The sequence below is a fragment of the Exiguobacterium sp. s43 genome, assembly GCF_018617255.1.
In the GTDB taxonomy this organism is placed as follows: Bacteria; Bacillota; Bacilli; order Exiguobacteriales; family Exiguobacteriaceae; genus Exiguobacterium; species Exiguobacterium profundum.
The window spans coordinates 1-23,685 of the sequence record NZ_JACSJT010000007.1; the positions used below are offsets into that span (position 1 = coordinate 1).

At 48.1% G+C, this 23,685-nt stretch carries 24 protein-coding genes and 1 rRNA gene; 24 read left to right on the forward strand and 1 reads right to left on the reverse strand.

Annotated features, from left to right (window positions below; genetic code table 11):
- The 10 genes from rrf to rsmI all read left to right on the forward strand — a co-directional run.
- Positions 1 to 89, forward strand: a 5S ribosomal RNA gene (gene rrf, locus KNO79_RS14980); the annotation flags it as partial.
- A gap of 73 nt (positions 90 to 162) precedes the next feature.
- Positions 163 to 1,581 (forward strand): aminotransferase class I/II-fold pyridoxal phosphate-dependent enzyme, encoded by a 1,419-nt coding sequence (locus KNO79_RS14985; protein ID WP_214691679.1) that lies wholly within the window; start codon positions 163 to 165, stop codon positions 1,579 to 1,581.
- A 3-nt stretch (positions 1,582 to 1,584) separates the two neighbouring features.
- Positions 1,585 to 2,223 (forward strand): dTMP kinase, encoded by a 639-nt coding sequence (gene tmk / locus KNO79_RS14990; RefSeq protein ID WP_159563180.1) that lies wholly within the window; start codon positions 1,585 to 1,587, stop codon positions 2,221 to 2,223.
- The gene (locus tag KNO79_RS14995; protein WP_031421800.1) at positions 2,223 to 2,552 is read left to right on the forward strand and encodes a cyclic-di-AMP receptor; all 330 of its coding nucleotides are present in this window, start codon (positions 2,223 to 2,225) and stop codon (positions 2,550 to 2,552) included. Before tmk ends, KNO79_RS14995 begins: the two co-directional genes overlap by 1 nt.
- A gap of 14 nt (positions 2,553 to 2,566) precedes the next feature.
- A complete protein-coding gene (locus tag KNO79_RS15000) occupies positions 2,567 to 3,559 on the forward strand; it encodes a DNA polymerase III subunit delta' (protein WP_078145937.1) in 993 nt (330 codons plus the stop codon).
- Positions 3,560 to 3,565: 6 nt separating this feature from the next.
- Complete coding sequence (locus KNO79_RS15005) at positions 3,566 to 4,396, forward strand: PSP1 domain-containing protein (protein ID WP_074035285.1); 831 nt, start codon at positions 3,566 to 3,568, stop codon at positions 4,394 to 4,396.
- 23 nt (positions 4,397 to 4,419) lie between these two features.
- Complete coding sequence (yabA, locus tag KNO79_RS15010) at positions 4,420 to 4,755, forward strand: DNA replication initiation control protein YabA (protein ID WP_012727746.1); 336 nt, start codon at positions 4,420 to 4,422, stop codon at positions 4,753 to 4,755.
- A gap of 60 nt (positions 4,756 to 4,815) precedes the next feature.
- Positions 4,816 to 5,553, forward strand: a complete 738-nt coding sequence (locus tag KNO79_RS15015; RefSeq protein ID WP_159563179.1) for a tRNA1(Val) (adenine(37)-N6)-methyltransferase — start codon at positions 4,816 to 4,818, stop codon at positions 5,551 to 5,553.
- Complete coding sequence (locus KNO79_RS15020) at positions 5,546 to 5,824, forward strand: GIY-YIG nuclease family protein (protein ID WP_012727744.1); 279 nt, start codon at positions 5,546 to 5,548, stop codon at positions 5,822 to 5,824. The genes KNO79_RS15015 and KNO79_RS15020 overlap by 8 nt, the downstream gene beginning before the upstream one ends.
- Positions 5,796 to 6,665, forward strand: coding sequence for a 16S rRNA (cytidine(1402)-2'-O)-methyltransferase (gene rsmI / locus KNO79_RS15025; protein ID WP_074035288.1), 870 nt, complete (start codon positions 5,796 to 5,798; stop codon positions 6,663 to 6,665). Before KNO79_RS15020 ends, rsmI begins: the two co-directional genes overlap by 29 nt.
- Positions 6,666 to 6,681: 16 nt before the next feature.
- Here rsmI and KNO79_RS15030 read toward each other — a convergent pair whose 3' ends face one another.
- Positions 6,682 to 6,975, reverse strand: a complete 294-nt coding sequence (locus KNO79_RS15030) for a transition state genes transcriptional regulator AbrB (protein WP_012727742.1) — start codon at positions 6,973 to 6,975, stop codon at positions 6,682 to 6,684.
- Between the two features lie 331 nt (positions 6,976 to 7,306).
- Here KNO79_RS15030 and metG point away from each other — a divergent pair, with 331 nt between their 5' ends.
- The 14 genes from metG to KNO79_RS15100 all read left to right on the forward strand — a co-directional run bounded on the left by metG (position 7,307) and on the right by KNO79_RS15100 (position 23,684).
- Complete coding sequence (gene metG / locus KNO79_RS15035; RefSeq protein ID WP_214691681.1) at positions 7,307 to 9,268, forward strand: methionine--tRNA ligase; 1,962 nt, start codon at positions 7,307 to 7,309, stop codon at positions 9,266 to 9,268.
- A gap of 51 nt (positions 9,269 to 9,319) precedes the next feature.
- Entirely contained in the window at positions 9,320 to 10,087 is a 768-nt protein-coding gene (locus KNO79_RS15040) for a TatD family hydrolase (RefSeq protein WP_159563175.1), read from the forward strand.
- The gene (locus KNO79_RS15045; protein ID WP_214691682.1) at positions 10,084 to 11,376 is read left to right on the forward strand and encodes a 3D domain-containing protein; all 1,293 of its coding nucleotides are present in this window, start codon (positions 10,084 to 10,086) and stop codon (positions 11,374 to 11,376) included. Before KNO79_RS15040 ends, KNO79_RS15045 begins: the two co-directional genes overlap by 4 nt.
- The gene (rnmV, locus tag KNO79_RS15050; RefSeq protein WP_214691683.1) at positions 11,369 to 11,929 is read left to right on the forward strand and encodes a ribonuclease M5; all 561 of its coding nucleotides are present in this window, start codon (positions 11,369 to 11,371) and stop codon (positions 11,927 to 11,929) included. The genes KNO79_RS15045 and rnmV overlap by 8 nt, the downstream gene beginning before the upstream one ends.
- A complete protein-coding gene (rsmA, locus tag KNO79_RS15055) occupies positions 11,926 to 12,804 on the forward strand; it encodes a 16S rRNA (adenine(1518)-N(6)/adenine(1519)-N(6))-dimethyltransferase RsmA (protein ID WP_159563173.1) in 879 nt (292 codons plus the stop codon). The genes rnmV and rsmA overlap by 4 nt, the downstream gene beginning before the upstream one ends.
- 82 nt (positions 12,805 to 12,886) lie before the next feature.
- On the forward strand, positions 12,887 to 13,123 hold the full coding sequence (locus tag KNO79_RS15060) for a Veg family protein (protein WP_012727736.1): 237 nt from the start codon (positions 12,887 to 12,889) through the stop codon (positions 13,121 to 13,123).
- Positions 13,124 to 13,223: 100 nt separating this feature from the next.
- Positions 13,224 to 14,087: a 4-(cytidine 5'-diphospho)-2-C-methyl-D-erythritol kinase gene (gene ispE / locus KNO79_RS15065; RefSeq protein ID WP_196430277.1), complete on the forward strand. Its 864-nt coding sequence runs from the start codon at positions 13,224 to 13,226 to the stop codon at positions 14,085 to 14,087.
- Positions 14,088 to 14,160: 73 nt separating this feature from the next.
- On the forward strand, positions 14,161 to 14,985 hold the full coding sequence (gene purR, locus KNO79_RS15070) for a pur operon repressor (protein ID WP_012727734.1): 825 nt from the start codon (positions 14,161 to 14,163) through the stop codon (positions 14,983 to 14,985).
- Between the two features lie 140 nt (positions 14,986 to 15,125).
- Complete coding sequence (spoVG, locus tag KNO79_RS15075) at positions 15,126 to 15,425, forward strand: septation regulator SpoVG (RefSeq protein WP_012727733.1); 300 nt, start codon at positions 15,126 to 15,128, stop codon at positions 15,423 to 15,425.
- 184 nt (positions 15,426 to 15,609) lie between these two features.
- Positions 15,610 to 16,965, forward strand: a complete 1,356-nt coding sequence (gene glmU, locus KNO79_RS15080; RefSeq protein ID WP_012727732.1) for a bifunctional UDP-N-acetylglucosamine diphosphorylase/glucosamine-1-phosphate N-acetyltransferase GlmU — start codon at positions 15,610 to 15,612, stop codon at positions 16,963 to 16,965.
- Positions 16,966 to 17,010: 45 nt separating this feature from the next.
- On the forward strand, positions 17,011 to 17,967 hold the full coding sequence (locus KNO79_RS15085) for a ribose-phosphate diphosphokinase (protein ID WP_012727731.1): 957 nt from the start codon (positions 17,011 to 17,013) through the stop codon (positions 17,965 to 17,967).
- Between the two features lie 55 nt (positions 17,968 to 18,022).
- The gene (gene pth / locus KNO79_RS15090) at positions 18,023 to 18,580 is read left to right on the forward strand and encodes an aminoacyl-tRNA hydrolase (protein ID WP_214691684.1); all 558 of its coding nucleotides are present in this window, start codon (positions 18,023 to 18,025) and stop codon (positions 18,578 to 18,580) included.
- 45 nt (positions 18,581 to 18,625) lie between these two features.
- Complete coding sequence (gene mfd, locus KNO79_RS15095) at positions 18,626 to 22,153, forward strand: transcription-repair coupling factor (protein ID WP_214691685.1); 3,528 nt, start codon at positions 18,626 to 18,628, stop codon at positions 22,151 to 22,153.
- Positions 22,137 to 23,684, forward strand: a complete 1,548-nt coding sequence (locus KNO79_RS15100) for a polysaccharide biosynthesis protein (protein ID WP_159563170.1) — start codon at positions 22,137 to 22,139, stop codon at positions 23,682 to 23,684. Before mfd ends, KNO79_RS15100 begins: the two co-directional genes overlap by 17 nt.
- Position 23,685: the final 1 nt, after the last annotated feature.

A 23,685-nucleotide genomic window follows, 5' to 3' on the forward strand; every position in this document is an offset into this window, starting at 1 on the left:
CCGTTCCCATGCCGAACACGGAAGTTAAGCGTCTCAGCGCCGAAAGTAGTTGGGGGATCTCCCCCTGTGAGGATAGGACGTTGCCAGGCCAACGCAGAAGACGATCAAGCATATGCTTGATCGTCTTTTTTCATATTTTTTATAGTTTAGGAGGAATAACAGATGGCTCCTGCTCGGGAAAATCCGTTTACATTTTTAGAGGTTCTGGAACAGCATGTTCGTGAACACCGCGTCTCTTTCCACGTACCAGGTCATCATAATGGTACAGTGGTTGATGATCGCTTACCTGATGCATTCGCAAAAGTCATGCCTTACGATTTGACTGAGCTAGCACATTTAGACGATTTGCACGATGCCTCGGGAATCATTGAGCAAGCAGAATGTGCATTGGGTAAGTTGTATGAGAGTAAAAGTAAATGGCTTGTCAACGGATCGACTGTGGGAAATTGGAGTATGCTCGCGGCAACAGTGAAACGTGGTGAACGGGTATATGTTCAACGGAACTCACATAAATCGATTTGGAACGCGATCGAGTGGTTGGGATTAAAGCCAGTATTACTAACGCCTACCATTGAACGCGGCACAGGTATCCCGACGGTCGTAACATTAGATACGATTAAACAGGCCATTCAAGAATTTCCTGGAGGGAGAGCCGTCATGTTGACGTCTCCAACCTATTACGGGGATATGGCAGACATTCGAACGATTTCAGACTATTTGACACTATTAGACATTCCATTGCTTGTCGATGAAGCACACGGCGCTCATTTAATTCATCCACAGTTGCCACGTCGCTCTGCAATCTTCGAAGGAGCGAGCGTAGTCGTACAGTCCGCGCATAAAACGTTGCCTGCCTTAACCATGGGGGCTTGGGTTCACTATAAAGATAATATCGATGAAGGGCGTTTGAAGCATGCATTAGCCTCTTTCCAGACCTCGAGTCCGTCTTATCTCATCATGGCTTCATTGGATTATGCTCGTTCTTATCTAGAACGTTTAACGGATGAGGAATGGTCTGCTATCCAAAAAAGCCATGCACAATTTGTTCTTGAATTAAAACGAGCTGGTTTTGTTGTAAAAGTCGGAGATGACTTTACGAAGGTGACGATTCTGACTTATCCAAAGAATGGATTGATCTTTAGTCAGCATCTCGCCTCAATCGGCATAGACATCGAGTTGGCGGCAGTCGATCATGTGTTATTCTGCTTGCCATTAAGGGAAATAGAGAAACAGGAAATCGAGCATTGGATCAAATTAATAAAAAAAGCATCTACCCATGTGCCGATCATTGAAGACGATGAAACGATTTTCCCATTTCCACAAACCGAGCGCGTGTCTGAACTATATACGTCTGTAACAGCTCTTCCAATGCAGCGAGTTCTTTTCGACCAAGCAATTGGATTGATTTCAGCAGAGACGGTGATTCCATACCCACCAGGTATTCCATGGATTCTAAAAGGAGAGCGTATTACAGAAGAAAAAATCCGTGTGCTCCGGGAATGGATTTCTTTAGGGAGGAAGCTTCAAGCTAGTAAGCATGTTATGATAGAGCAAATTGACGTTATTGTAGAGGAGTTTTAAAACGTGAACGGAATGTTTATAACGGTTGAAGGACCTGATGGATCAGGAAAGTCCACACAGCTTCAATTATTAGTAGAAAACTTAAAGCAAAAAGGATATGACATTGTCGTGACCCGAGAACCCGGAGGAACAACGGTCGGGAATCAGATTCGCGAAGTGTTATTATCGCCGGATCATCATGAGATGACCCCACGCGTGGAGATGATGCTCTATGCCGCGTCACGGGCACAGAACGTGGAACAAGTGATTCGTCCAGCGTTAGAGCGGGGCGCGATTGTCCTCTGCGACCGGTTCATCGATGCATCCATTGCTTATCAAGGATATGGATTGCAGTATGACCTTGATCAGATTCGCTCATTAAATGAATGGGCAACGAATGGTCTGACACCCGATCTAACCTTTTTATTTGATTTAAACCCGGAACGGGCAAGTGCACGTATGAAGGATCGGGGACAGCTTGATCGAATTGAGAGTCGTGATCAAGCATTCCATGAGCGTGTCTATGCAGGATTCCAAACGTTACTGAAACAGTATCCAGAACGAATCGTTCGGATTGATGCTGATCAATCGATTGAATGCATTCAAGATGAGGTACTTGATTATACAATTGAACGACTACAACAAGGAGGCGTACAAATATGATGAAAATGGTAATTGCAATCGTACATGATAAGGATAGCGCACGTTTGTCCGACGCACTCGTCGAGCAAGATTTTCGCGCAACAAAGTTAGCCACGACTGGTGGATTTTTAAAAGAAGGTAATACAACGTTTATGATGGGGATTCCACAAGAGCGTCTTGATGATTTGATGGACGTGATTCAATCGAACTGCTCGAGCCGCGACCAAATGATCACGCCGATTTCACCGATGGGAGGACATGCGGATTCGTATATTCCTTACCCAGTCGAAGTACAAGTCGGAGGGGCGACGGTATTCGTCTTGCCGATCGAAGGATTCCATCAGTTTTAATGGGAGTTGGGCATATGCGTTTTCAAGAATTGAGCGAGTCGCAAACTGTCGTTTCTCGCATCATTCAAAATTCAATCGTTTCGAATAAAGTGGGGCATGCGTATATCTTCTCAGGAGATTATGAGCCTTATTTGATTGATACAGCCACATTGTTCGCCAAAGCCTTATTTTGTGAATCACCAGATGGTGCAGAGCCTTGTGGAGTGTGTCGAAACTGTCGGCGTATGGATTCTAAAAACATTGTCGACTACATCGAAGTGGAGCCGGACGGTGCGAGTATAAAAAAAGAACAGATTCAGCAATTGCTCAGTGATTTATCACTACGAGGTGCTGAAGGTGATCGCCAAGTGTACGTCATTCATCAAGCGCACAAGATGACGACTCAAGCGGCAAACAGTCTACTGAAATTCTTTGAAGAACCGGGAGTAGGAAAGCTTGCTATTTTAGTGACGACACAACCACAGTTGCTTCTTCCGACGATTCGTTCGCGCGCGCAACAACTTGCTTTTCGTCCAATCGACCGAGCCCAATTGGCGCAAACGATGTCAGAAGAACTGTCCTGTACGTATGATTTGGCATACCTTGCCTTGACCGTTTATCCGAAATGGGATGACGCGAAAGAAGCGCTTGAGCAGGAGTGGTTTGTACAGGCGTATGGGCTAGTGGTACAATTAATTGAAGTATTGACGAAACGACCTCAAGAGTTGCTCTTGTTCGCACAAGAAAAATGGTTAGGGCATTTCAAAGGACGGAATGAGTTGCGAGTCGGTCTTGAATTATTCGAACATTGGCTAGAGGAGGCACTTCATTTAAAAGTGCGAGATATGTATGCTCCGAAGCTATTTAAGAATGAGGCCGCCTTGTACAACGCATTTATCCAAAATCGATCTGTCACGAAGCTTACACATGCGATTGAAAGTGTACATGCGGCCATTTGGCGACTTGAGGCAAACGTCAATCCTCAATTAACGTTCGAACGACTTTCGTTCGATTTGCAGAAAGGATAGAAGCGCGTGCTTGAAGTAGTTGGAGTCCGTTTTAAAGAAGCGGGAAAAATCTATTACTTTTCACCAGGCGATGCAACGCTTAAACGTGGGGACCATGTCATCGTTGAAACGGTACGTGGCATTGAGTATGGGGAAATCGTCCAAGTCAACAAGCAGCTCGGCGAAGACGAAGTCGTCCTGCCGTTGAAGACAATCCTTCGTGTCGCGGACCAAAAGGATGCGGATATTGTACGCGATAATCGACTGGCAGCTGTTGATGCTCACGCCGTCTGTGAAGAAAAAATTCGAGAACATCAATTAGAAATGAAGCTAGTTGATGTTGAGTATACATTTGATCGCAATAAAGTGATCTTTTATTTTACTGCCGAGGGTCGCGTCGACTTTCGAGAATTGGTAAAAGACTTAGCTAGTGTGTTTCGGACACGAATCGAGCTCCGACAAATCGGTGTTCGTGATGAAGCGAAACTCCTTAGCGGGATTGGGCCATGTGGTCGGGTTCTTTGCTGCTCGTCATTTCTTGGGGAATTCGAACCGGTCTCGATCAAAATGGCCAAAGACCAGAATCTCTCGTTGAATCCGAATAAGATCTCTGGAGTATGTGGTCGTCTGATGTGCTGTTTGAAATATGAGAATGACACATATGAAGAACTGAAACGTGATTTACCAGACGTCGGCAAGCGAATCAAAATTCCAGAAGGTGATGGTCGGGTAATCGGTCTTAACATTTTGGACCAACTCATTCAAGTTGAGCTCCACGATCGGACGCGTGTCGTCACGTATACGATTGATGAACTCGTTGAAGTGGGTGCGATTAAACGAAAACCGTCAAAACAGTGATGGGGTGCTGAGCAGTGGAAAGAATGGACAAAAAAGAAGTAATGATGCGGGTGGATGCGATCGAGCAACAGATGCAGCTCCTCACCGAACATTTAGGCGTGTTAAAAGAGCAGCTCGCTTATTTGCTTGAAGAGAACCAGCATATGTATCTAGAGAATCATCACTTACGCGAAAAAGTCGAACAATTGGCAGAAGTTGATACGACAAATGGTGATTCACAAATCGCATTGTCTGGGAAAGGGCAGAACAATTTGGCTGCGCTGTATCAAGAAGGATTCCACATTTGTAACCTCCATTACGGACAGGTACGAAAAGATGGGGACTGTCTCTTCTGTTTGTCGATGCTCAATAAACATTAATACGGGGCGATAGATAGGGGTTCCCTATCCGTCGCCTTTCTTTTATAGAAGGAGGAAACGATGGTAACGGTTAAGGATGGAGAACGCCTTGATGATTTGCTCGGACGTCCAGGTAAAATCATTCAAAGTGATGATGTGTTCTCATTTTCATTAGATGCGGTACTGCTTGCAGAGTTTGTATGGGTGCCTATCCAAAAAGGACAACTGGTCGATTTGTGTGCTGGCACCGGGGCAATCCCGCTCTTTTTGTCATATCGTACAAAAGGAACGATAACAGGTGTGGAGATTCAATCGAAACTGGTCGACATGGCGAATCGAAGCATGGCGGTCAATCGTCTTGAAGAGCGAATTCGAGTGGTGGAGGGCGATGTGAAAACGGCAGCGGCGCAGCTCGGGCATGCACGATATGACGTAGTCACATGTAACCCGCCCTACTTTTTAGCGAACGAGACGTCACTCCGAAATCAAAATGAGCATCATACGATTGCGCGCCATGAAGTGCTGTGCACGTTGGAAGATTGCATCAGGACGGCCAGTCAACTCGTCAAACCGGGAGGAAAAGTGGCGTTCGTGCATCGGCCAGAACGTTTACTTGATATCCTGACGTTGATGCGTGCGTATCGAATTGAACCAAAACGAATGCAACTCGTTTACCCGAAAGCGGGACGCGAGGCGAATACCTTATTAATCGAGGGATCGAAAGATGGAAAAGCAGGTCTTAAAATTTTACCGCCATTTGTTGTCTATGAAGAAGACGATACGTATACAGAAGCGATGCGAGCTATTCTCGATGCCTAAACATTATACGTACATCTTGGAATGCGGTGATGGAACGTACTACACGGGCTATACGACAGACGTGGAAAAGCGACTCCTTGCACATAATGCCGGGAAAGGTGCGAAATATACGAAAGCTCGTCTCCCTGTACGACTTCGGTACGTACAATCGTTTGAGACGAAGCGGGAGGCCATGCGATACGAATGGTCCATCAAGCAATTGACCCGAGCACAAAAAGAGAAGTTGATGGAGGGGACGACCAATGAATTCACAGAAGAGCTATCAAACTGAACAACCGACGTTGTATGTCGTGCCGACCCCAATTGGGAACTTGGAGGATATGACGTATCGCGCGGTACGAACCCTTCAGGAAGTAGACTTAATCGCAGCGGAAGACACACGACAAACGATGAAGCTTTGCCGACACTTTGACATTGCGACAAAATTGATTAGCTATCATGAACACAATAAAGAAGTGAGTGGTCCAAGACTGATTGACGATCTGTTGTCAGGGAAATCGATTGCCGTTGTCTCAGATGCAGGTATGCCTGGAATCTCAGACCCGGGAAGCGATCTCGTGCGATTAGCCATTGAGGAAAACATCCCGGTTGTCGTCTTACCCGGTGCGAATGCAGCACTCACGGCACTCGTCGCATCCGGTCTTGCAACTGAACGTTTTCTCTATTACGGTTTCTTGCCGCGTAAGAAGAAGGATCGGGTTGAGGTTCTCGAATCGATTCAATACGAACCTGGCACCGTCATTTTTTATGAGGCTCCTCATCGTTTGAAAGAGATGTTGACAGCGATTCGACAAGTGTTCGGGAATCGACAAATCGTATTAGGTCGTGAACTGACAAAAACGTTTGAAGAGTTTTTGAGAGGAACTGTGGATGAGGCGTTGACATGGTGTGAGGGTGAAGTGCGTGGTGAGTTTGTCGTCTTGGTGAGTGGAGCGACAGAGGCGGCACCTACGACAACATGGTGGGAAACACTATCTGCATACGAGCACGTGGTTCACTATATCAAAGAAGGGCTGAAACCAAACGCGGCAATCAAACAGACTGCGAAAGACCGCGGCGAGTCTCGGAATGATGTATACGATACGTATCATCAATTGCATAAAAAAGAGTAAGCAAGGAAATCCTTGCTTACTCTTCGCTGTAGTAATTTTCGAGCATGTTCTTCAACTCAACGAGAACACGTTGTGCACCTTCTGGTGACAAGATGAGTTTGCCGTCTGCCAATTTGAAGTTATCATCTGATACTTCGCCTGTAACTTGGCAAGTCATGTTTGGCTTATATTTTTTCAAAACGATTTGATCGTTGTCGACGTAAATCTCGAGAGCATCTTTCTCTGCAATACCGAGTGTACGACGCAATTCGATTGGAATAACGACACGACCAAGCTCATCAACCTTACGTACAATACCTGTAGATTTCATTTTGTGTTTCCTCCTCCAATGATGTCGAAATCTCGTGGTGACATGAATCGTCAAAATTCGACAATGTGACTACAGCAAAAAGCATACTAAACTTTCCAATTGTAGTCAACTGCTTACTATCTGGAAAAGTAAATTTTCGAAATTTGTCGAATCAAGAACGATATATACCTAAATTTCCCCGTAAGTTTGAACTTGAAACAAAGAAAGGGTATTTTTGGAACATTTATGACGAAGAAAACGCAAAAAAATTCCAAACAATTAGGTTTGGAAATTCTTTTGTCGAACCGTGTATAATGGAAATTGCATATGTCGAAAGGATGGAGAATAAATCATGGCGAAGCCGACTTTTTATATTACAACCCCAATTTATTATCCGAGTGCAAAACTGCACATCGGTCACGCATATACCACGGTAGCAGGTGATGCGATTGCGCGCTACAAACGCTTAAAAGGTTTTGATGTCCGTTATTTGACAGGAACGGATGAGCACGGTCAAAAGATTCAAGAAAAAGCGAAAGAAGCAGGCGTGACACCACAAGCTTTCGTGGATGAAGTCGTGGAAGAGATCAAGGTCTTATGGGACCGTCTTGAAATCTCGTACGATGACTACATCCGTACGACAGAGGACCGTCATAAGAAAGTGGTCGAGCATGTTTTCGAGACATTACTTAAAAATGGGGACATCTACCTCGGTGAGTACGAAGGATGGTATTCCGTACCGGATGAGACATACTACACTGAATCGCAGCTCGTCGATGGAAAAAGTCCTGACAGTGGACATCCGGTCGAACTCGTTCGTGAGGAGTGCTACTTCTTCCGCCTCAGTAAATACGCGGACCGCTTGATTGAATATTTTGAGTCACATCCTGATTTTATTTTGCCAGAATCTCGTAAAACCGAGATGATCAATAACTTCTTAAAGCCAGGTCTTCAAGATTTGGCTGTATCACGTACGACATTTGACTGGGGCGTACAAGTTCCATCGAACCCGAAGCACGTCGTGTACGTATGGGTCGATGCGCTCACAAACTATATCTCATCACTCGGATACGGCACAGACAACGATGAACTCTTCAACCGTTACTGGCCAGCAGACGTTCATTTGGTAGGGAAAGAAATCGTACGTTTCCATACGATCATTTGGCCAGCCCTCTTAATGGCGCTTGATCTTCCATTACCGAAGCAAGTATTTGCGCACGGATGGTTGCTCATGAAGGATGGGAAGATGTCGAAATCGAAAGGGAACGTCGTGGACCCGATCCCATTGATTGATCGTTACGGCCTCGACTCGGTCCGCTATTACCTTCTCCGTGAAGTTCCATTCGGAGCGGATGGCACGTTCACGCCGGAAGCGTTCGTTGACCGCTTGAACTTTGATTTAGCGAACGACCTCGGAAACTTATTGAATCGCACCATTGCGATGATTAAAAAGTACTTCGACGGAAACATTCCGGCATATAACGGAAATGTCACGGTATTTGATGCAGAATTGTTGAACGTGGTGAAAGAGACGACACGCAAAACAGAAGAAGCCATGGAGCACATGGAGTTTTCGGTCGCACTCACAAATATTTGGCAACTCGTCAGCCGTGCGAATAAATATATCGATGAGACACAACCATGGGTTCTCGTGAAAGAGGAGTCGAAGCGCGAGGAGCTGGCTTCTGTCATGACACATCTTGCGGGCGTACTTCGTCATGTTGCCATCATGATTCAACCATTCATGACGCGCGCTCCAAAAGAGATGTTCCGTCAGCTCGGACTCGAGGGAGAGGACATGTCATGGGAGGCGTTGGATACATTCGCAGACTTTAGCAATGCGGTCGTGACGGACGGGACACCGATTTTCCCACGTCGTGACGTGAAAGAAGAAGTCGATGCAATCCAAGAAATGATGCGTCAGGCGTCTAAAGCACGGATTGAAGAGACGGAGACGGCATCAGTAGAAGAAGCTGACGAAGACATTCGTCCTGAAATCACGATTGATGTCTTCGACCAAGTCGAATTCCGTGTCGGTCAAATCGTCGAAGCCGATAAGATTAAAAAAGCGAAGAAACTGTTGAAACTTCAAGTCGACCTTGGGAAAGAGACGCGTCAAATCGTGTCTGGTATCGCTGAATGGTATGCCCCTGAAGATTTGGTTGGCAAGAAAGTCATCGTTGTCGCAAACTTGAAACCAGTCAAGCTCCGTGGAGAACTCTCGCAAGGGATGATTCTAGCGGCAGATCGTGACGGGAAACTAGAGCTCGCGACGGTCTCAGACCAGATGCCGAACGGTGCCATCGTCAAATAATGGAATGGGGGAGACCGCGGTCTCCCTCTCTTTTTCTAAGGAGGAAACAAGATGTTAATTGATACACATACGCACATCAATGCGGAACAGTTCAGTGAAGACGTGGAGGAGACGATTGAGCGAGCGAGAGAAGCGGGCGTTTCTCCGCTACTCGTCGTTGGATTTGATACACCGACCATCGATCGGGCCATTGAACTGGCAGAAACGCATGAAGATATTTATGCCATTGTCGGATGGCATCCTGTCGATGCGATTGACTGTACGGATGCGGATTTAGCACGAATCGAAACACTCATGAGTCATCCGAAAGTCATGGCACTCGGTGAAATCGGTCTCGATTATCATTGGGACAAATCACCGAAAGACGTGCAACAGCGCCTCTTCCGTCAACAGATCGCCATTGCCAAGCGAACGAATATGCCAATTGTCATTCATAACCGAGAAGCAACGGCAGATGTCCTTGATATTTTAGAAGAAGAGCATGCTGAAGAAGTCGGCGGTGTGTTCCATAGTTACAGCATGTCCGTCGAACTTTTGCCTCGGTGCCTAGACTTGAACTTCTATATTTCGTTAGGAGGACCGGTCACGTTCAAAAATGCGAAAGTTCCGAAGGCGGTGGCGCAAGAAGTGCCACTGGATCGTCTGCTTGTCGAGACGGACTGCCCGTACTTGACCCCAACACCGTTCCGTGGAAAACGAAATGAACCAGCGTACGTCAAATATGTAGCCGAAGAAATCGCCACTCTTCGCGATATGCCTTACGATGAACTCGCTGCTGCTACGACAGTCAACGCGAAGAAGTTGTTCCGACTCCCATGATCAAGCGTGTATTAGCGAGTATCGGTATTATTGCGACGGCTTCTGTGGCGTACGTGATGTTACAACCTGAATCGATTCGAATCGTCGATGACGGTGTAGTGATCGAGCATGAGACACGAGCCGACTCGGTTCTCGAGGTGCTCGAAGAGTTAAATATCACACTAGATGAATCAGATTATGTCACACCGGCGCTCAGTGAAGATGTACCAGACGACCGCCTAATCCGGATTGAGCGTTCACACGAGGTCTCACTTCAGATTGGCTACGGTCAAACGGAGACGGTGCAGACGCGCGAGCGGACTGTAGAGGATGTCTTACTGCGATACGGAGTCACGGTACGAGACGGAGATACGGTGTATCCATCAGTCCGTACACCGGTGACGAATGGGATGACGATTCGATATCAACCGGTCGTGGCCGTGAATCTCATTGTCGGTCAAGAGGCGTTGACGATTTATACAATGGCTACGGATGTGGAGCAACTCTTAATGCAAGAGAACATCGATGTGACGGAAAGTGATACGGTCATGCCGGCCCCTTCCACACCGATCCGAGAAGGATTGACGATTACGGTCAATACGAATCGTGATGTCGTTCAATATGAGAGTGAGTTGATCCCGTTTGAAGTGGTGGAGGAAGAGGATGATACGCTCGAAGAAGGTGTGATGCAAATGGTGCAGGTCGGGGTTCCTGGACTTGAACGGACAAGGTATGCACTTACTGTGGAAAATGGTACAATTACAAATCGTACGAAAACAGATGTCGAGACATTGCGTAAAACGATGCCGCAGATTATCAAAGTGGGAACGAAGAAAGTCACGGAACCGGTAACCGAGCCTGAGTCAACGACCGCGGATGAATCGAGCCCATTCATTCCGGAAGCTGAAGTCGAGATTGCCGAACCGCCGAAAACAGATGACGTACTCGATTTTTCATCTGCGAAACAATTGCTTGTGGAAGCGACCGCTTATACGAACAACCCGGAAGACACGGTAACATACGACGGACGCGTGCTGACAAGAAGCGGATATGATGTAACCGACACGATTTTGTATGAAGGCATGCGCATCATTGCGGTCGACCCTGCCATCATTCCACTCGGGACCCGTGTATATGTCGAGGGTATCGGTATGGCGATTGCCTTGGATACAGGAAGTGCAATCAAAGGGCAAAAAATCGATATCATGATGGATGAAAAGGAAGAGGCCGTAACGTTTGGTCGTAAACCACTCACCATCTGGGTGATTCCAAAGCAGGAAGAAGAGAAAGAAGGATCAGACAATGCGTGAGAAAATACAAGAAATTATCGTCGTAGAAGGGCGTGACGACACGGCGCGACTTCAAGAAGTGTTCGACGTCGATACGATTGAAACGAACGGGTCTGCCGTATCCGATCAGACGATTGAACGAATCCGTCGTGCTCAGGAGAAGCGCGGGGTCATCATTTTGACGGACCCAGATTATCCAGGAGATCGTATTCGGGCGATTGTCGAGGAACGCGTCAAAGGATGTAAGCACGCACACTTGCCTCGGGCCGAGGCGAAGGACAAGCGTGGGAAAATCGGTGTGGAACATGCGAGTCCGGAGTCACTTCGCCGTGTCTTAGGAGCAGTGTTTGAACCGCGTGTCGAAACGGACCAACCAATCGTCACACGGAAAATGGTGTTGGAGGCGGATTTAATCGGTGGAGCAGCGGCCGCGATGCGTCGGAAGCGACTCGGGGTGTTGCTTCGAATCGGTGAGCCGAATGCCAAACAATTTGTAAAACGGGTCGAGGCGCTTGGCGTCACGATTGAAGAGTGGGAGCAGGCACTTGCTCAATTAGAGGAGGAACAGGGTTGAAAGACATTGCAACAATCCAACGAACGAAAGCGATTTTAGAGCGACATGGGTTTTCATTCAAAAAATCGCTCGGTCAAAACTTTTTAATCGATTTGAACATCTTGAGTAAAATTGTCGGAGCAGCAGAACTGAGTGAAGCGAGCGGTGTCCTTGAAATCGGTCCCGGAATCGGCTCATTGACCGAACAATCGGCCAAGCGTGCCAAGAAAGTCGTTGCGCTTGAAATCGACCAACGTCTTTTGCCGATTTTAGATGATACGATGTCGCCTTATCCGCATGTGAAAGTCATCCATGGAGATGCATTGGAACTGAACTTACGGGAAATCGTAGAGCAAGAATTTTTAAACGAAGGTATTGAAGATATTTCGGTTGTCGCCAACTTACCTTACTACGTCACGACACCAATCATCATGCGTTTGCTTGAGAGCGGCGTTAAATTCCGCTCGCTCGTCATGATGATTCAAAAAGAAGTGGCAGAACGGATTGGAGCAAAACCAGGCACGAAAGCATACGGTTCGCTATCGATTGCGATTCAGTATTATGCGGAAGCAGAAGTCAGTTTCATCGTGCCGAAAAACGTGTTCATCCCAGCGCCGAACGTCGATTCGGCCGTCATTACACTACGGATGCGCAAAGAACCGGCCGTACAAGTGAAAGACGAAGCATTTTTCTTTGATGTGGCCCGAGCAAGCTTCGCTCAGCGCCGTAAAACCATCCTGAACAATTTGACAAACTATATCGGGAAAGAACATAAGGTCGAACTCGAACGTTCGCTTCACGAGGCTGGAATCGATCCGAAACGTCGTGGAGAGACGTTAAGCCTAGAAGAATTCGCACGTTTGTCTGACACAATTTTACCACTTAAAAATAGTTGACGACCTGAAAACGAGTCGTTATAATATTAATCTTTATTTTCATATTCAATTATGCTATACTTGTAACAGTGAGGTGAAGCGTATGCCAAAGACGTTACAAGAAATCAGACAAAAACTCGAATCGCATGTTGGTGAACGATTGACGTTGAAAGCAAACGGCGGTCGTAAGAAAGTTGTTACTCGGTTTGGAACGCTCGTTGAGACATATCCTGCGGTGTTCGTTGTGAAATTGGATGAAGACCTGCATAATGTGGAACGTGTCTCGTATAGCTACGCTGATGTCCTAACGGATACAGTTAAAATTGAATTCGGTAATTGATTTATAAATGAGGGGCGGATGCATTGGCAGCTGCTTCTTTTTTTGTGCGCCCGTTTACGGTACAATGGCGAACAGGAGACAAATGGGAAGGGTGAACGTGATGCGCACGATCAGTGTGAAAGCGCCGGCAAAAATTAATTTGACACTTGATGTCCTTGGAAAGCGTCCGGACGGCTATCATGAAGTAGAAATGGTAATGACGACAGTCGACTTAGCAGATCGCTTGGAGTTGACAGTTTTAGAGTCGGATGAGATTCGGATTCAATCAGAACACGCCTATGTGCCGAATGATCATCGGAATTTGGCGTATCGAGCAGCAGAATTGTTGCGCGAGCGTTTTAACATTCAGCAAGGGGTCGAGATTGTGCTCGATAAACAGATTCCCGTGGCAGCTGGCCTTGCAGGTGGCTCGAGTGATGCGGCGGCAACGCTCCGTGGGATGAACGAACTGTTTTCATTGAACTTGTCGTTAGAGGAGCTAGCAGAGCTCGGTGCCGAGATTGGATCGGACGTCTCATTTTGTGTCATCGGCGGAACAGCTATCGCCCGTGGTCGTGGTGAACAGTTAGAAATGATTCCGGCCCCGCCACCGTGCTATGTCGTTCTCGGTAAACCGAAAATCGGGGTATCGACGGCAGATGTGTATCGGGCAGTGCGTATGGAAGAGGTGCATCACCCTGATACCGAGGCCATGGTGGAGGCGATTCGTCAAAAAGATTTCCATGGAATCTGTGAACACCTTGGTAACTCACTTGAGAGTGTGACACTTAAGCTTCACCCGGAAGTGAAACAAATCAAAGAAACGATGCGTCATTGCGGAGCGGAAGGTGTTCTCATGAGTGGAAGCGGACCGACCGTGTTTGCGCTGATCGAACATGAGCAAAAAGCGCATCGAATCTATAATGGATTGAAAGGATTTTGCCCAGAAGTGTTCGTCGTTCGGATTCTCGGCAAAAGACATTGAACAAAAACGAATGAAAGTGATATATTTTCAATAGAACATTCGTTTATTATTGAAGATGTGAAGGAGAATCCGTATGAAAATTCGTAGAAGTGGTCGTCTCGTCGATATGACCCGTTATTTACTTGATCATCCGCATCAGCTTGTCTCGTTGTCGATGTTTTCAAGTCGCTATAAAGCTGCAAAGTCGTCGATTAGCGAAGACCTTGTCATTGTCAGTGAAATGTTGTCCCATGATGGGATCGGAAAACTGGTCACTGTCCCTGGTGCAGCCGGTGGTGTCATGTTTATCCCAGGATGGAGTAAAGAAAAATCGCTGGAGATGATTGATACGCTCTGTGAGCAACTATCAAAACCGGAGCGTCTCTTACCAGGAGGCTATCTCTACCTCACAGATGTACTAGGTAATCCAAGCCAAGTGAAACCGATGGGGCAGGTTTTTGCGTCCGTCTTCGCTGACCGGAAAGTCGATGTCGTCATGACGATTGCGACGAAAGGGATTCCCCTTGCCTATGCGGTCGCTGAACAGTTGGGCGTTCCGTTTGTGATTGTGCGTTCAGATAGCCGTGTCACAGAAGGTTCGACGGTCAGCATCAACTATGTATCAGGTTCATCGAAAGCGATTCGTACGATGGCGCTTGCACGTCGCAGTCTGCCACGTGGTGCGAATGTGCTTTTGATTGATGATTTCATGAAGGCCGGCGGGACGATTCGTGGGATGATGAGCCTCTTGAATGAATTTGAAGCCAATCTTGCGGGTGTCGGTGTCTTGATGGAGGCCGAAGGGGCCGAGAAAAAGATGGTGAGTGAATACGTCAGCTTGATGAAATTGACGAATGTCGATCCTGATGAAGGGCTTGTCACCATTTCGCGGGGGAATGTGGAACAATTCTTAAAGTGATTGGCAAAATTTTGATTTCGTTTTATGATTAGAGGGTATAGAGTTATCAATATGGAGTCATGACGTTCGTTTGAAACCAACTGAACCTTACAGAAGACCACACCATGGCGTAGACAACGATGAAAAAGGGGATGCGAAACATGCAGATCACAGACGTAAAAATTCGCAAAGTCGCGACAGAAGGCAGAATGAAAGCGTTGGCCTCAATCACACTTGACCATGAATTCGTTGTACACGATCTTCGAATCATCGAAGGAAGTAGCGGTCTATTTGTCGCCATGCCGAGCAAACGGACACCAGAAGGGATTTTTCGGGACATTGCGCATCCGATTAACGGGGAGATGCGACAAAAGGTCGAAGCGGCTGTATTGGAAACCTATTCCAATATGGATGTGGAAATCCTTGACCCACAACATGTGTCATACGGTACACATGAATGACAGAAAACAGCGGTTAGGTTGCCTACCGCTGTTTTTTTGCGTTTCAATGGTTAAGGAACGGTACAACTATTGAAACGAAGGCATGGTTTCGATATAGTAGAAACGGTGTAAATAGGATTTAGTTGCAGAAAAGCCGAACTATACAGACCAATCACAGCTGTTGTGAGATAGGAGCGAATCAAGCATGGAGCGTTTTGCAGTCATTTTGGCAGCAGGAAAAGGGACGCGAATGAAGTCGAAGTTATATAAAGTACTTCATCCGGTTCTAGGGAAACCAATGGTCGAACATGTTGTCGATCAGTTAGACCAAATCGGTGTCAGTCGTCAAATCGTAATCGTTGGCCATGGGGCGGAAGCGGTACAAGACACGCTCGGCACACGGGTAGAGTATGCGGTCCAGGAAGAGCAGCTTGGAACAGGACATGCTGTTCAGATGGCTGAAGCAGAACTTGCGGGTAAATCAGGGGCGACGCTTGTCGTCTGTGGAGATACACCGTTACTCACGGCAGAAACGTTAGAAGCCCTTCTCGCGCATCACGAAGCGCAACAAGCAAAAGTCACGGTGTTGACTGCGATTGCTGACGATGCGACCGGATATGGTCGAGTCGTTCGTGGTGAAGATGGGAATGTGACGAAAGTCGTGGAACATAAAGATGCTTCAGAAGCAGAACTTGCCATCAATGAAATCAACACAGGGACGTACGTATTCGATAACGAATTGTTGTTCGATGCGCTCAAACAAGTCGGTAACAACAATGCACAGGGCGAATATTACTTACCTGACGTCATTTCAATCGCAAAAGAAGCGGGCGAAGTGGTTGCGGCGCATACAGCACCGACGTTTGATGAGACGATTGGGGTCAATGACCGCGTCGCCTTGTCGCAAGCAGAAGCCATCATGCGCAAGCGGACAAATGAGCGTCTCATGCGTGAAGGGGTTACCTTCATGGACCCGGCATCGACGTACATTTCACCAGACGTGGTCATCGGATCGGATACGGTCATTTATCCGGGAACGGTCATTCTTGGCAAGACGACGATTGGCTCAGAATGTGTCATCGGACCAAACTCGGACATCCGCAACAGTGTGATTGAAGACCATGCCGTTGTACGCCAGTCTGTCGTGACTGATAGCCGAATCGGTGAGGCGGCTCAAGTCGGACCGTTCGCTCACTTACGTCAACAAGCTGTCCTCGGTGCGAACACGCGCGTCGGCAACTTTGTAGAGATTAAAAAATCGACGTTCGGTGACGGTGCGAAAGCGTCACACTTGAGCTATATCGGGGATGCGTCAATCGGTGAGCGCGTCAACTTAGGCTGTGGATCAATCACAGTAAACTATGACGGCAAGAACAAGTTCGAGACAGTCGTGGAAGACGATGCATTCGTTGGCTGTAACGTCAACTTGATTGCCCCTGTAAAAGTCGGGAAAGGCGCGATTGTCGCTGCTGGATCGACGATTACGAGTGATGTACCAGAAGAGGCGCTAGCGATTGCACGCGAACGCCAAACGAATAAAGAAGGCTACACAAAACGATAACTTGCTGCCAATCATTATGGAAAACAACGGAGGAGAATCCTAAACATGTCTACTGTATACGAACGAGAAATTCGTCTATTTAGCTTAAACTCGAACCGCCCGCTTGCTGAAGAAATCGCGAAAGAAATTGGTGTCCCGCTCAGCGATTGCCAAGTCAAACGTTTCAGCGACGGTGAACTCTATATCAACATCGAGGAAAGTGTTCGTGGAGATGATGTGTATGTCATCCAATCAACAAGCTCGCCTGTAAACGAAACGCTCATGGAATTGCTCGTCATGATCGATGCACTCAAACGTGCTTCTGTCCGTACGATCAACATCGTGATGCCGTATTATGGGTACGCACGTCAAGACCGTAAAGCACGCTCGCGTGAACCGATCACGGCGAAACTTGTCGCTGACCTTCTTACAGTAGCGGGTGCGACACGCGTCATCACGATGGATTTGCATGCAGCGCAAATTCAAGGATTCTTCAATATTCCGGTTGACCAATTACTTGGTGTACCGCTCATCTCGACTTACTTTGAAACAGAAGAGTTTCAAGCGAAAGATATCGTGGTCGTTTCTCCAGACCACGGTGGCGTGACACGTGCACGTAAATTGGCAGAACGTTTGAAAGCGCCGATTGCTATCATTGACAAGCGTCGTCCGAAAGCGAACGTCGCTGAAGTCATGAATATCGTCGGCAGTGTCGAAGGGAAAACGGCGATTTTGATCGACGACATCATCGATACAGCTGGAACGATCACACTTGCGGCAGATGCTATCGTCGAAGCGGGTGCGAAAGAAGTGTATGCGTCTTGTACACACCCAGTCCTTTCTGGTCCAGCGATGGAACGTATCGACAATTCATCAATCAAAGAGTTGGTCGTCTTAAATACCATCGATTTGACGGGTCGTCCTTGCTCGAGCAAGATCAAGCAAATGTCGGTCGCCCATTTGCTTGGGGAAGCGATTATGCGCGTACACGAGCATAAATCGGTCAGTACCCTATTCGATTAAAAAACGAGGCCCGGAGGCATTCGCCTTTGGGCTTTTTTGTTCAGGAGGAAATGATATGAAATGCATCGTCGGTCTTGGGAATCCCGGGAAAAAGTTTGAGATGACGCGGCACAATGTCGGTTTTTTAGCAATTGACCGTCTTGCCGAAAAGCATGGCATCTCGCTGAATGAAGCGAAGTTTAATGCCCTTATGGGAACGGGAAGAATCAATGGTGAACGCGTTGTACTTGTCAAACCACTCACGTATATGAACTTGTCGGGTGAAGCCGTCCGTCCCATTTTAGATTATTATAAAATTGAAATTGATGATTTATTAGTCATTTATGACGATTTGGATATGGTGCCTGGCAAACTTCGTTTCCGTCCGAAAGGGAGCGCAGGTGGTCATAATGGGATTAAATCTCTCATTCAACACTTGGGAACGGCTGAATTTAAACGATTGAAGCTCGGAATCGGTCGTCCCCCACACCCGATTAAAGTCGTCGACTGGGTGTTGATGAACTATCGTAAAGACGAGTTACCAGAATTAAATGAAACACTCGACAACGCCGTAACCGCAGCCACTGATTTTGTGGATATAGATTGGCTGGCGCTGATGAATCGATACAACTAAAGGGTCATTGTACCCTTTTTTGTCGTATGAGTTGGAGGAAAACAAATGAATGCTTTAGAGAGATTTATGGTGGCGCTCCCTGAAACGAATGTGATTCGAGAGCGACTCCAAAAAGTAGACCGTCAATTGGTGACGGGTTTGACGACAAGCGCAAAAGCGCTCGTCTTGGCTGGACTCGTGAAATCGTCCTCGAGACGTCTTATTGTCGTGACGCATAACATGTATCAAGCCCAAAAGATGTTCGATCAACTTGAATCACTCATCGGTCCGGACAAAACGTTGTTGTATCCGATCGATGAGACGCTAGCAGGTGAACTGTCACTGACGTCTAGTCCGGAACTGTTAGCCGCCCGAATTGATGCCCGTACTCGTCTCCTCGACCAAACAGGAGGCGTTGTTGTCGTGCCGCTTGGTGGATTACGACGCTATGTACCAAGTCCGGAAGCGTGGCAAGACAGTCGCATCATGTTGAAGCCAGGAAGTGACCTCGATTTAGCGGATTTTTCGAAACAATTGACGGGCATGGGCTATGAACGAACGGCAACGGTGACGACACCTGGTGAATTTTCCGTACGAGGGAGTATTCTAGATGTTTATCCGCTTACAGAAGCGCGCCCATATCGAATCGACCTGTTCGACACCGAGATTGACTCAATTTTCACGTTTGACGCGGAAACGCAACGCTCGCTTGGTGTAGTGGGGGAAGTGTGCATTACGCCTGCGACCGAGTTCATCGCAACGGAGAATCAGCTGAAGCAGGCGGGCGGTACGCTTCGGAAGCAGTACGACCGAACCGTCGAGTTGATTGGGAATGAAGTGATCCGTCAAGCCCTTGAAGAAGGAGTCATGACAGACATCGAGCGGCTTGAGCGTGGAGACCTTCCGGAGAAAGTTGGGAAGTATTCGCCATTGCTCTATACGTCCACACTCCTTGACTACGTTGGGAAAGACGCCGTCCTCATTTTAGATGAGGTGGCACGAATCGAGGACGCTGCGGACGTACAGGATCGTGAAGAGGCGGAATGGTTCTCCTCACTTATCGAAAAAGGGGAGGCTGTCAGCAATTACACGCTCGCCGTCCCGATGCATAAAGTCTTCCGCGACTTGAAGCAAGTCGCGTTCTCCTTGCTTCCGTCTCGTCGTTCGGGCATTCCGGAGAGCGGTACGGTCCATTTGAGCTGTCGTCCGCTACCGGCGTTCCACGGTCAGATGCATCTATTGAAGCAGGAAGTCGAACGATGGCAGCAAGGTGATCAACGAATCGTCGTACTTGCGGGGGATAAGTCGCGTGCAGATAAGATTGAAGCGCTTCTTTCCGACTATGGAATCGCCTCGACCTTCACCAATGTCGATGGAGAGTTAGAACCGAGACGTGTCTCGGTCATCATCGGTCAAATCGAAGGGGGATTCGAACTGTCGACGAGCCGTCTCGTTGTCATATCGGAAGAAGAGTTGTTCAAGCGTGTGACGAAACGAAAACGTCAGACGAAGAATTTGACGAACGCCGAACGAATCAAGAGTTACCAAGAGCTGAAACCGAACGATTATGTCGTCCACGTGCACCACGGAATCGGGAAGTACCTTGGCATTAAAACAATCGAGGTCGGTGGAATCCATCAGGATTACCTGCACCTCGTCTATGCAGGGGACGACGCCCTCTACGTGCCGGTCGACCAAATCGATCTCGTCCAAAAATATGTCGGTGCCGAAGGAAAAGAGCCAAAGATTTATAAACTCGGCGGCACCGAGTGGAAGAAAGTAAAATCGAAAGTTGCCAAATCGGTTGAAGACATTGCTGATGAGCTCATTAAATTGTACGCGGCACGAGAGGCCTCGGTCGGTTTCGCGTTCCCTCCGGACGATGAAGAAATGGGTCAGTTCGAATCCTCTTTCCCGTACGCCGAGACAGAAGACCAGGTCCGTTCGATTGCAGAAATCAAGGCGGATATGGAACGCTCCCGTCCGATGGATCGCCTTTTGTGTGGAGATGTCGGATACGGGAAAACGGAAGTGGCAATTCGGGCGGCGTTCAAAGCCGTACTCGCCGGTAAACAAGTGGCCTTTCTTGTCCCGACGACCGTCCTCGCCCAACAGCATTATGAAACGATGCTCGAGCGGTTCAGCGAATTCCCGATCAACGTATCGGTCATGAGTCGTTTCCGTTCGAAGAGTGAAATGACGGCGACGAAGAAAGGTTTGAAAGAAGGTACCATTGACATCGTCGTCGGGACACACCGCGTGTTGTCCAAAGACGTGACGTTCGCCAACCTCGGTCTCGTCATCATCGATGAAGAACAACGGTTCGGCGTCAAACATAAAGAGCGTCTGAAACAGTTGAAGACGAACATCGACGTCCTCACGTTGACGGCGACACCGATTCCACGGACATTGCATATGTCGATGATCGGAATCCGTGACTTGTCCGTATTGGAGACACCGCCAGAGAATCGTTATCCTGTCCAAACATACGTCATGGAATACGACGGCATCGTCTTGCGTGAAGCGCTCGAACGTGAACTCGCTCGCGGAGGACAGGCGTTCTTCCTCTATAACCGTGTCGAAGGGATCGAACGGAAAGCGGAAGAGATCCGGGCCTTATTGCCGGATGCACGAATTGCTACGGCCCATGGACGTATGACTGAAAGTGAGCTCGAGAGCCAGTTAATCAGCTTCCTAGAGGGCGAGGCGGATATTTTAGTCTCAACGACAATCATCGAGACGGGAATCGACATTCCAAACGTCAACACCCTCATCGTCCACGATGCCGACAAAATGGGACTGTCCCAGCTCTACCAACTCCGAGGTCGTGTCGGACGTTCGAATCGCATCGCCTATGCGTACTTTACGTATCGGAAAGACAAGCGCTTGACGGAAGTGGCAGAAAGTCGTCTTCAGGCCATCAAAGAGTTCACAGAGCTCGGCAGTGGTTTTAAGATTGCGATGCGCGACTTGTCGATTCGTGGGGCCGGGAACTTACTCGGTGCACAACAGTCTGGATTCATCGATTCGGTCGGTTTCGATCTGTACTCACAAATGCTCTCTGAAGCCATTGAGGAACGGAAAGACCGCATGCGTGGACAAGCGAAACAAGTCGTCTTCAAACCGGAGATCACTTTCCAGGCCGATGCGTATATCCCTGATGACTACTTGTCAGATAGCGAATTGAAGATTGAGATGTACAAACGCTTCAAATATGTAGATACGCCGAACGCGTTGTTCGCCCTTCAAGATGAACTGATTGAACGATTTGGCGAATTCCCGGAACCGGTCGCGTTGCTCATTCAATTGACACGTCTGCGTATTTATGGAGAACTGGCAAAAGTGAGTCGAATCAAGCAGACGCCAGGACGTATCGAAATTGTCTTATCGAAAGAATCGACGACGGCTCTGGATGTCCCGTCCTTCATGGAGTGGTCGATGCCTCTTGGTCGTAAGCTTGGCGTAGGGCAAGAAGACGGCGCCTTGAAACTGTCACTCAGCGGTCGGATGCCGCTAACAGAGCTCTTGAATGATGCCGATACTGTATTAGAAGAACTGATGAAGCGGTTGGTGGGCGATGCGGTCGCCAAGTAAGTTTGCGCAAGGCGTCGTTCTGTTCGCCCTTGCCGGCTACGTATCGAAACTGATCAGCTTCGCCTATCGTGTCCCCTATCAAAACTTGGCGGGGGACTTCGGACTTTATGCCTATCAAACCGTCTATCCGTTCGCGGCCATCGTGGCGTCACTCGGCATTTATGCGATGCCGGTCGTCATTGCGAAAATCGGCGTCGGTGCGAAAGGGACGAATCGTAAGTTAGAAGTCTTATGGGGAAGCTTTTACGCCTTACTTCTACTCTCGTCCATGCTTGTCGTCACGGTATGGCTGTTTGCCCCGACCCTAGCGAAATGGCTTGGAGATGAGCAGCTAGCTCCTGCACTTCGCGTGATCAGTTTGAGTTATTTACTCATGCCGGCGTCAGCCGTGTTGCGCGGGGCTTTTCAATCGAGAGATGACTTACGACCGAGCGCATGGTCGCAAGTGCTCGAGAACTTTGTCCGCGTGACGGTCATGCTGTCCCTATTATGGATTGGGGTCCGTCTCGGAAAAGATGCATATACGCTCAGTCAATATGCGTATGGTGCGACGCTCATCGGTGGGCTTGTGGCGATTGCCTTTTTAGTTTATCGCGCACGAGGAGTGCGGATTGTGAGGGTGCGCCGCGTCACGTTTCGGAGAGGAATGAAACTCTTGTTGACGACGGGTTTCGCGGTCGGATTCGCATCACTCGGGATTTTATGGATGCAACTGGTCGACTCCTTCACCATCGTCAATTTGATGGGTGGCACATATGAGGCGAAGGTGAGCAAAGGAGTGTTCGATCGAGGATATCCGCTCGTGCAATTCGCCATTTTGTTCACCACGACCATCGGGATGGCCAACGTGCCGACGCTCGTCCGTCACTATCGGGCAGGGCATCTCCAAAAGACGACACAGGGACTCCGTTCGATGATTCGTGTGACGACGGCGATTGCTGGTGCAGCGACCATCGGGTTGATGGGAGTCATGTTTTTCTTGAACGTGGCCTTGTTTGAAGACGAGTCCGGGACGCGAGCCCTTGTCTTCTTAGCGACGAGTACGTTTGCTGCCTCCTTGGCGATTGCGAGTATGACTTGTTTGCAGGCGATTGACCGAGAGTGGGTCGCGGCACGAAGTATGGTCGTCGCAATTTTAGTGAAAAGTATGGTAAACGCATGGCTTGTCCCGAGTTACGGAATCGAAGGCGCGGCAATCGGGACGTCGATTGGATTTTTAGCGATGGCATTCTATAATTTTCGGGCGCTTGACCGTTCGATTCCGCTCGGATCATTTCGATCGAAACATTATAAATCGCTATGGAAAGCCCTCGTACCGATGTTGTTCCTCATTGGCGTGTTAAACTGGCTAGGTCAGATGTGGGTCGATTCGCGAATCACTGCGTTCGGTTGGTTAATCGGAATGGTGTGTAGCGGTGCCGTCCTTTATATATGGAGATTATGGAGTACGCGAATGCTGTCACTTGCGGAATGGGAACTGATCCCGTTCGGAAGTCGACTGCTCGATGTGCTCGAGAAAAAGGAGAACTAAT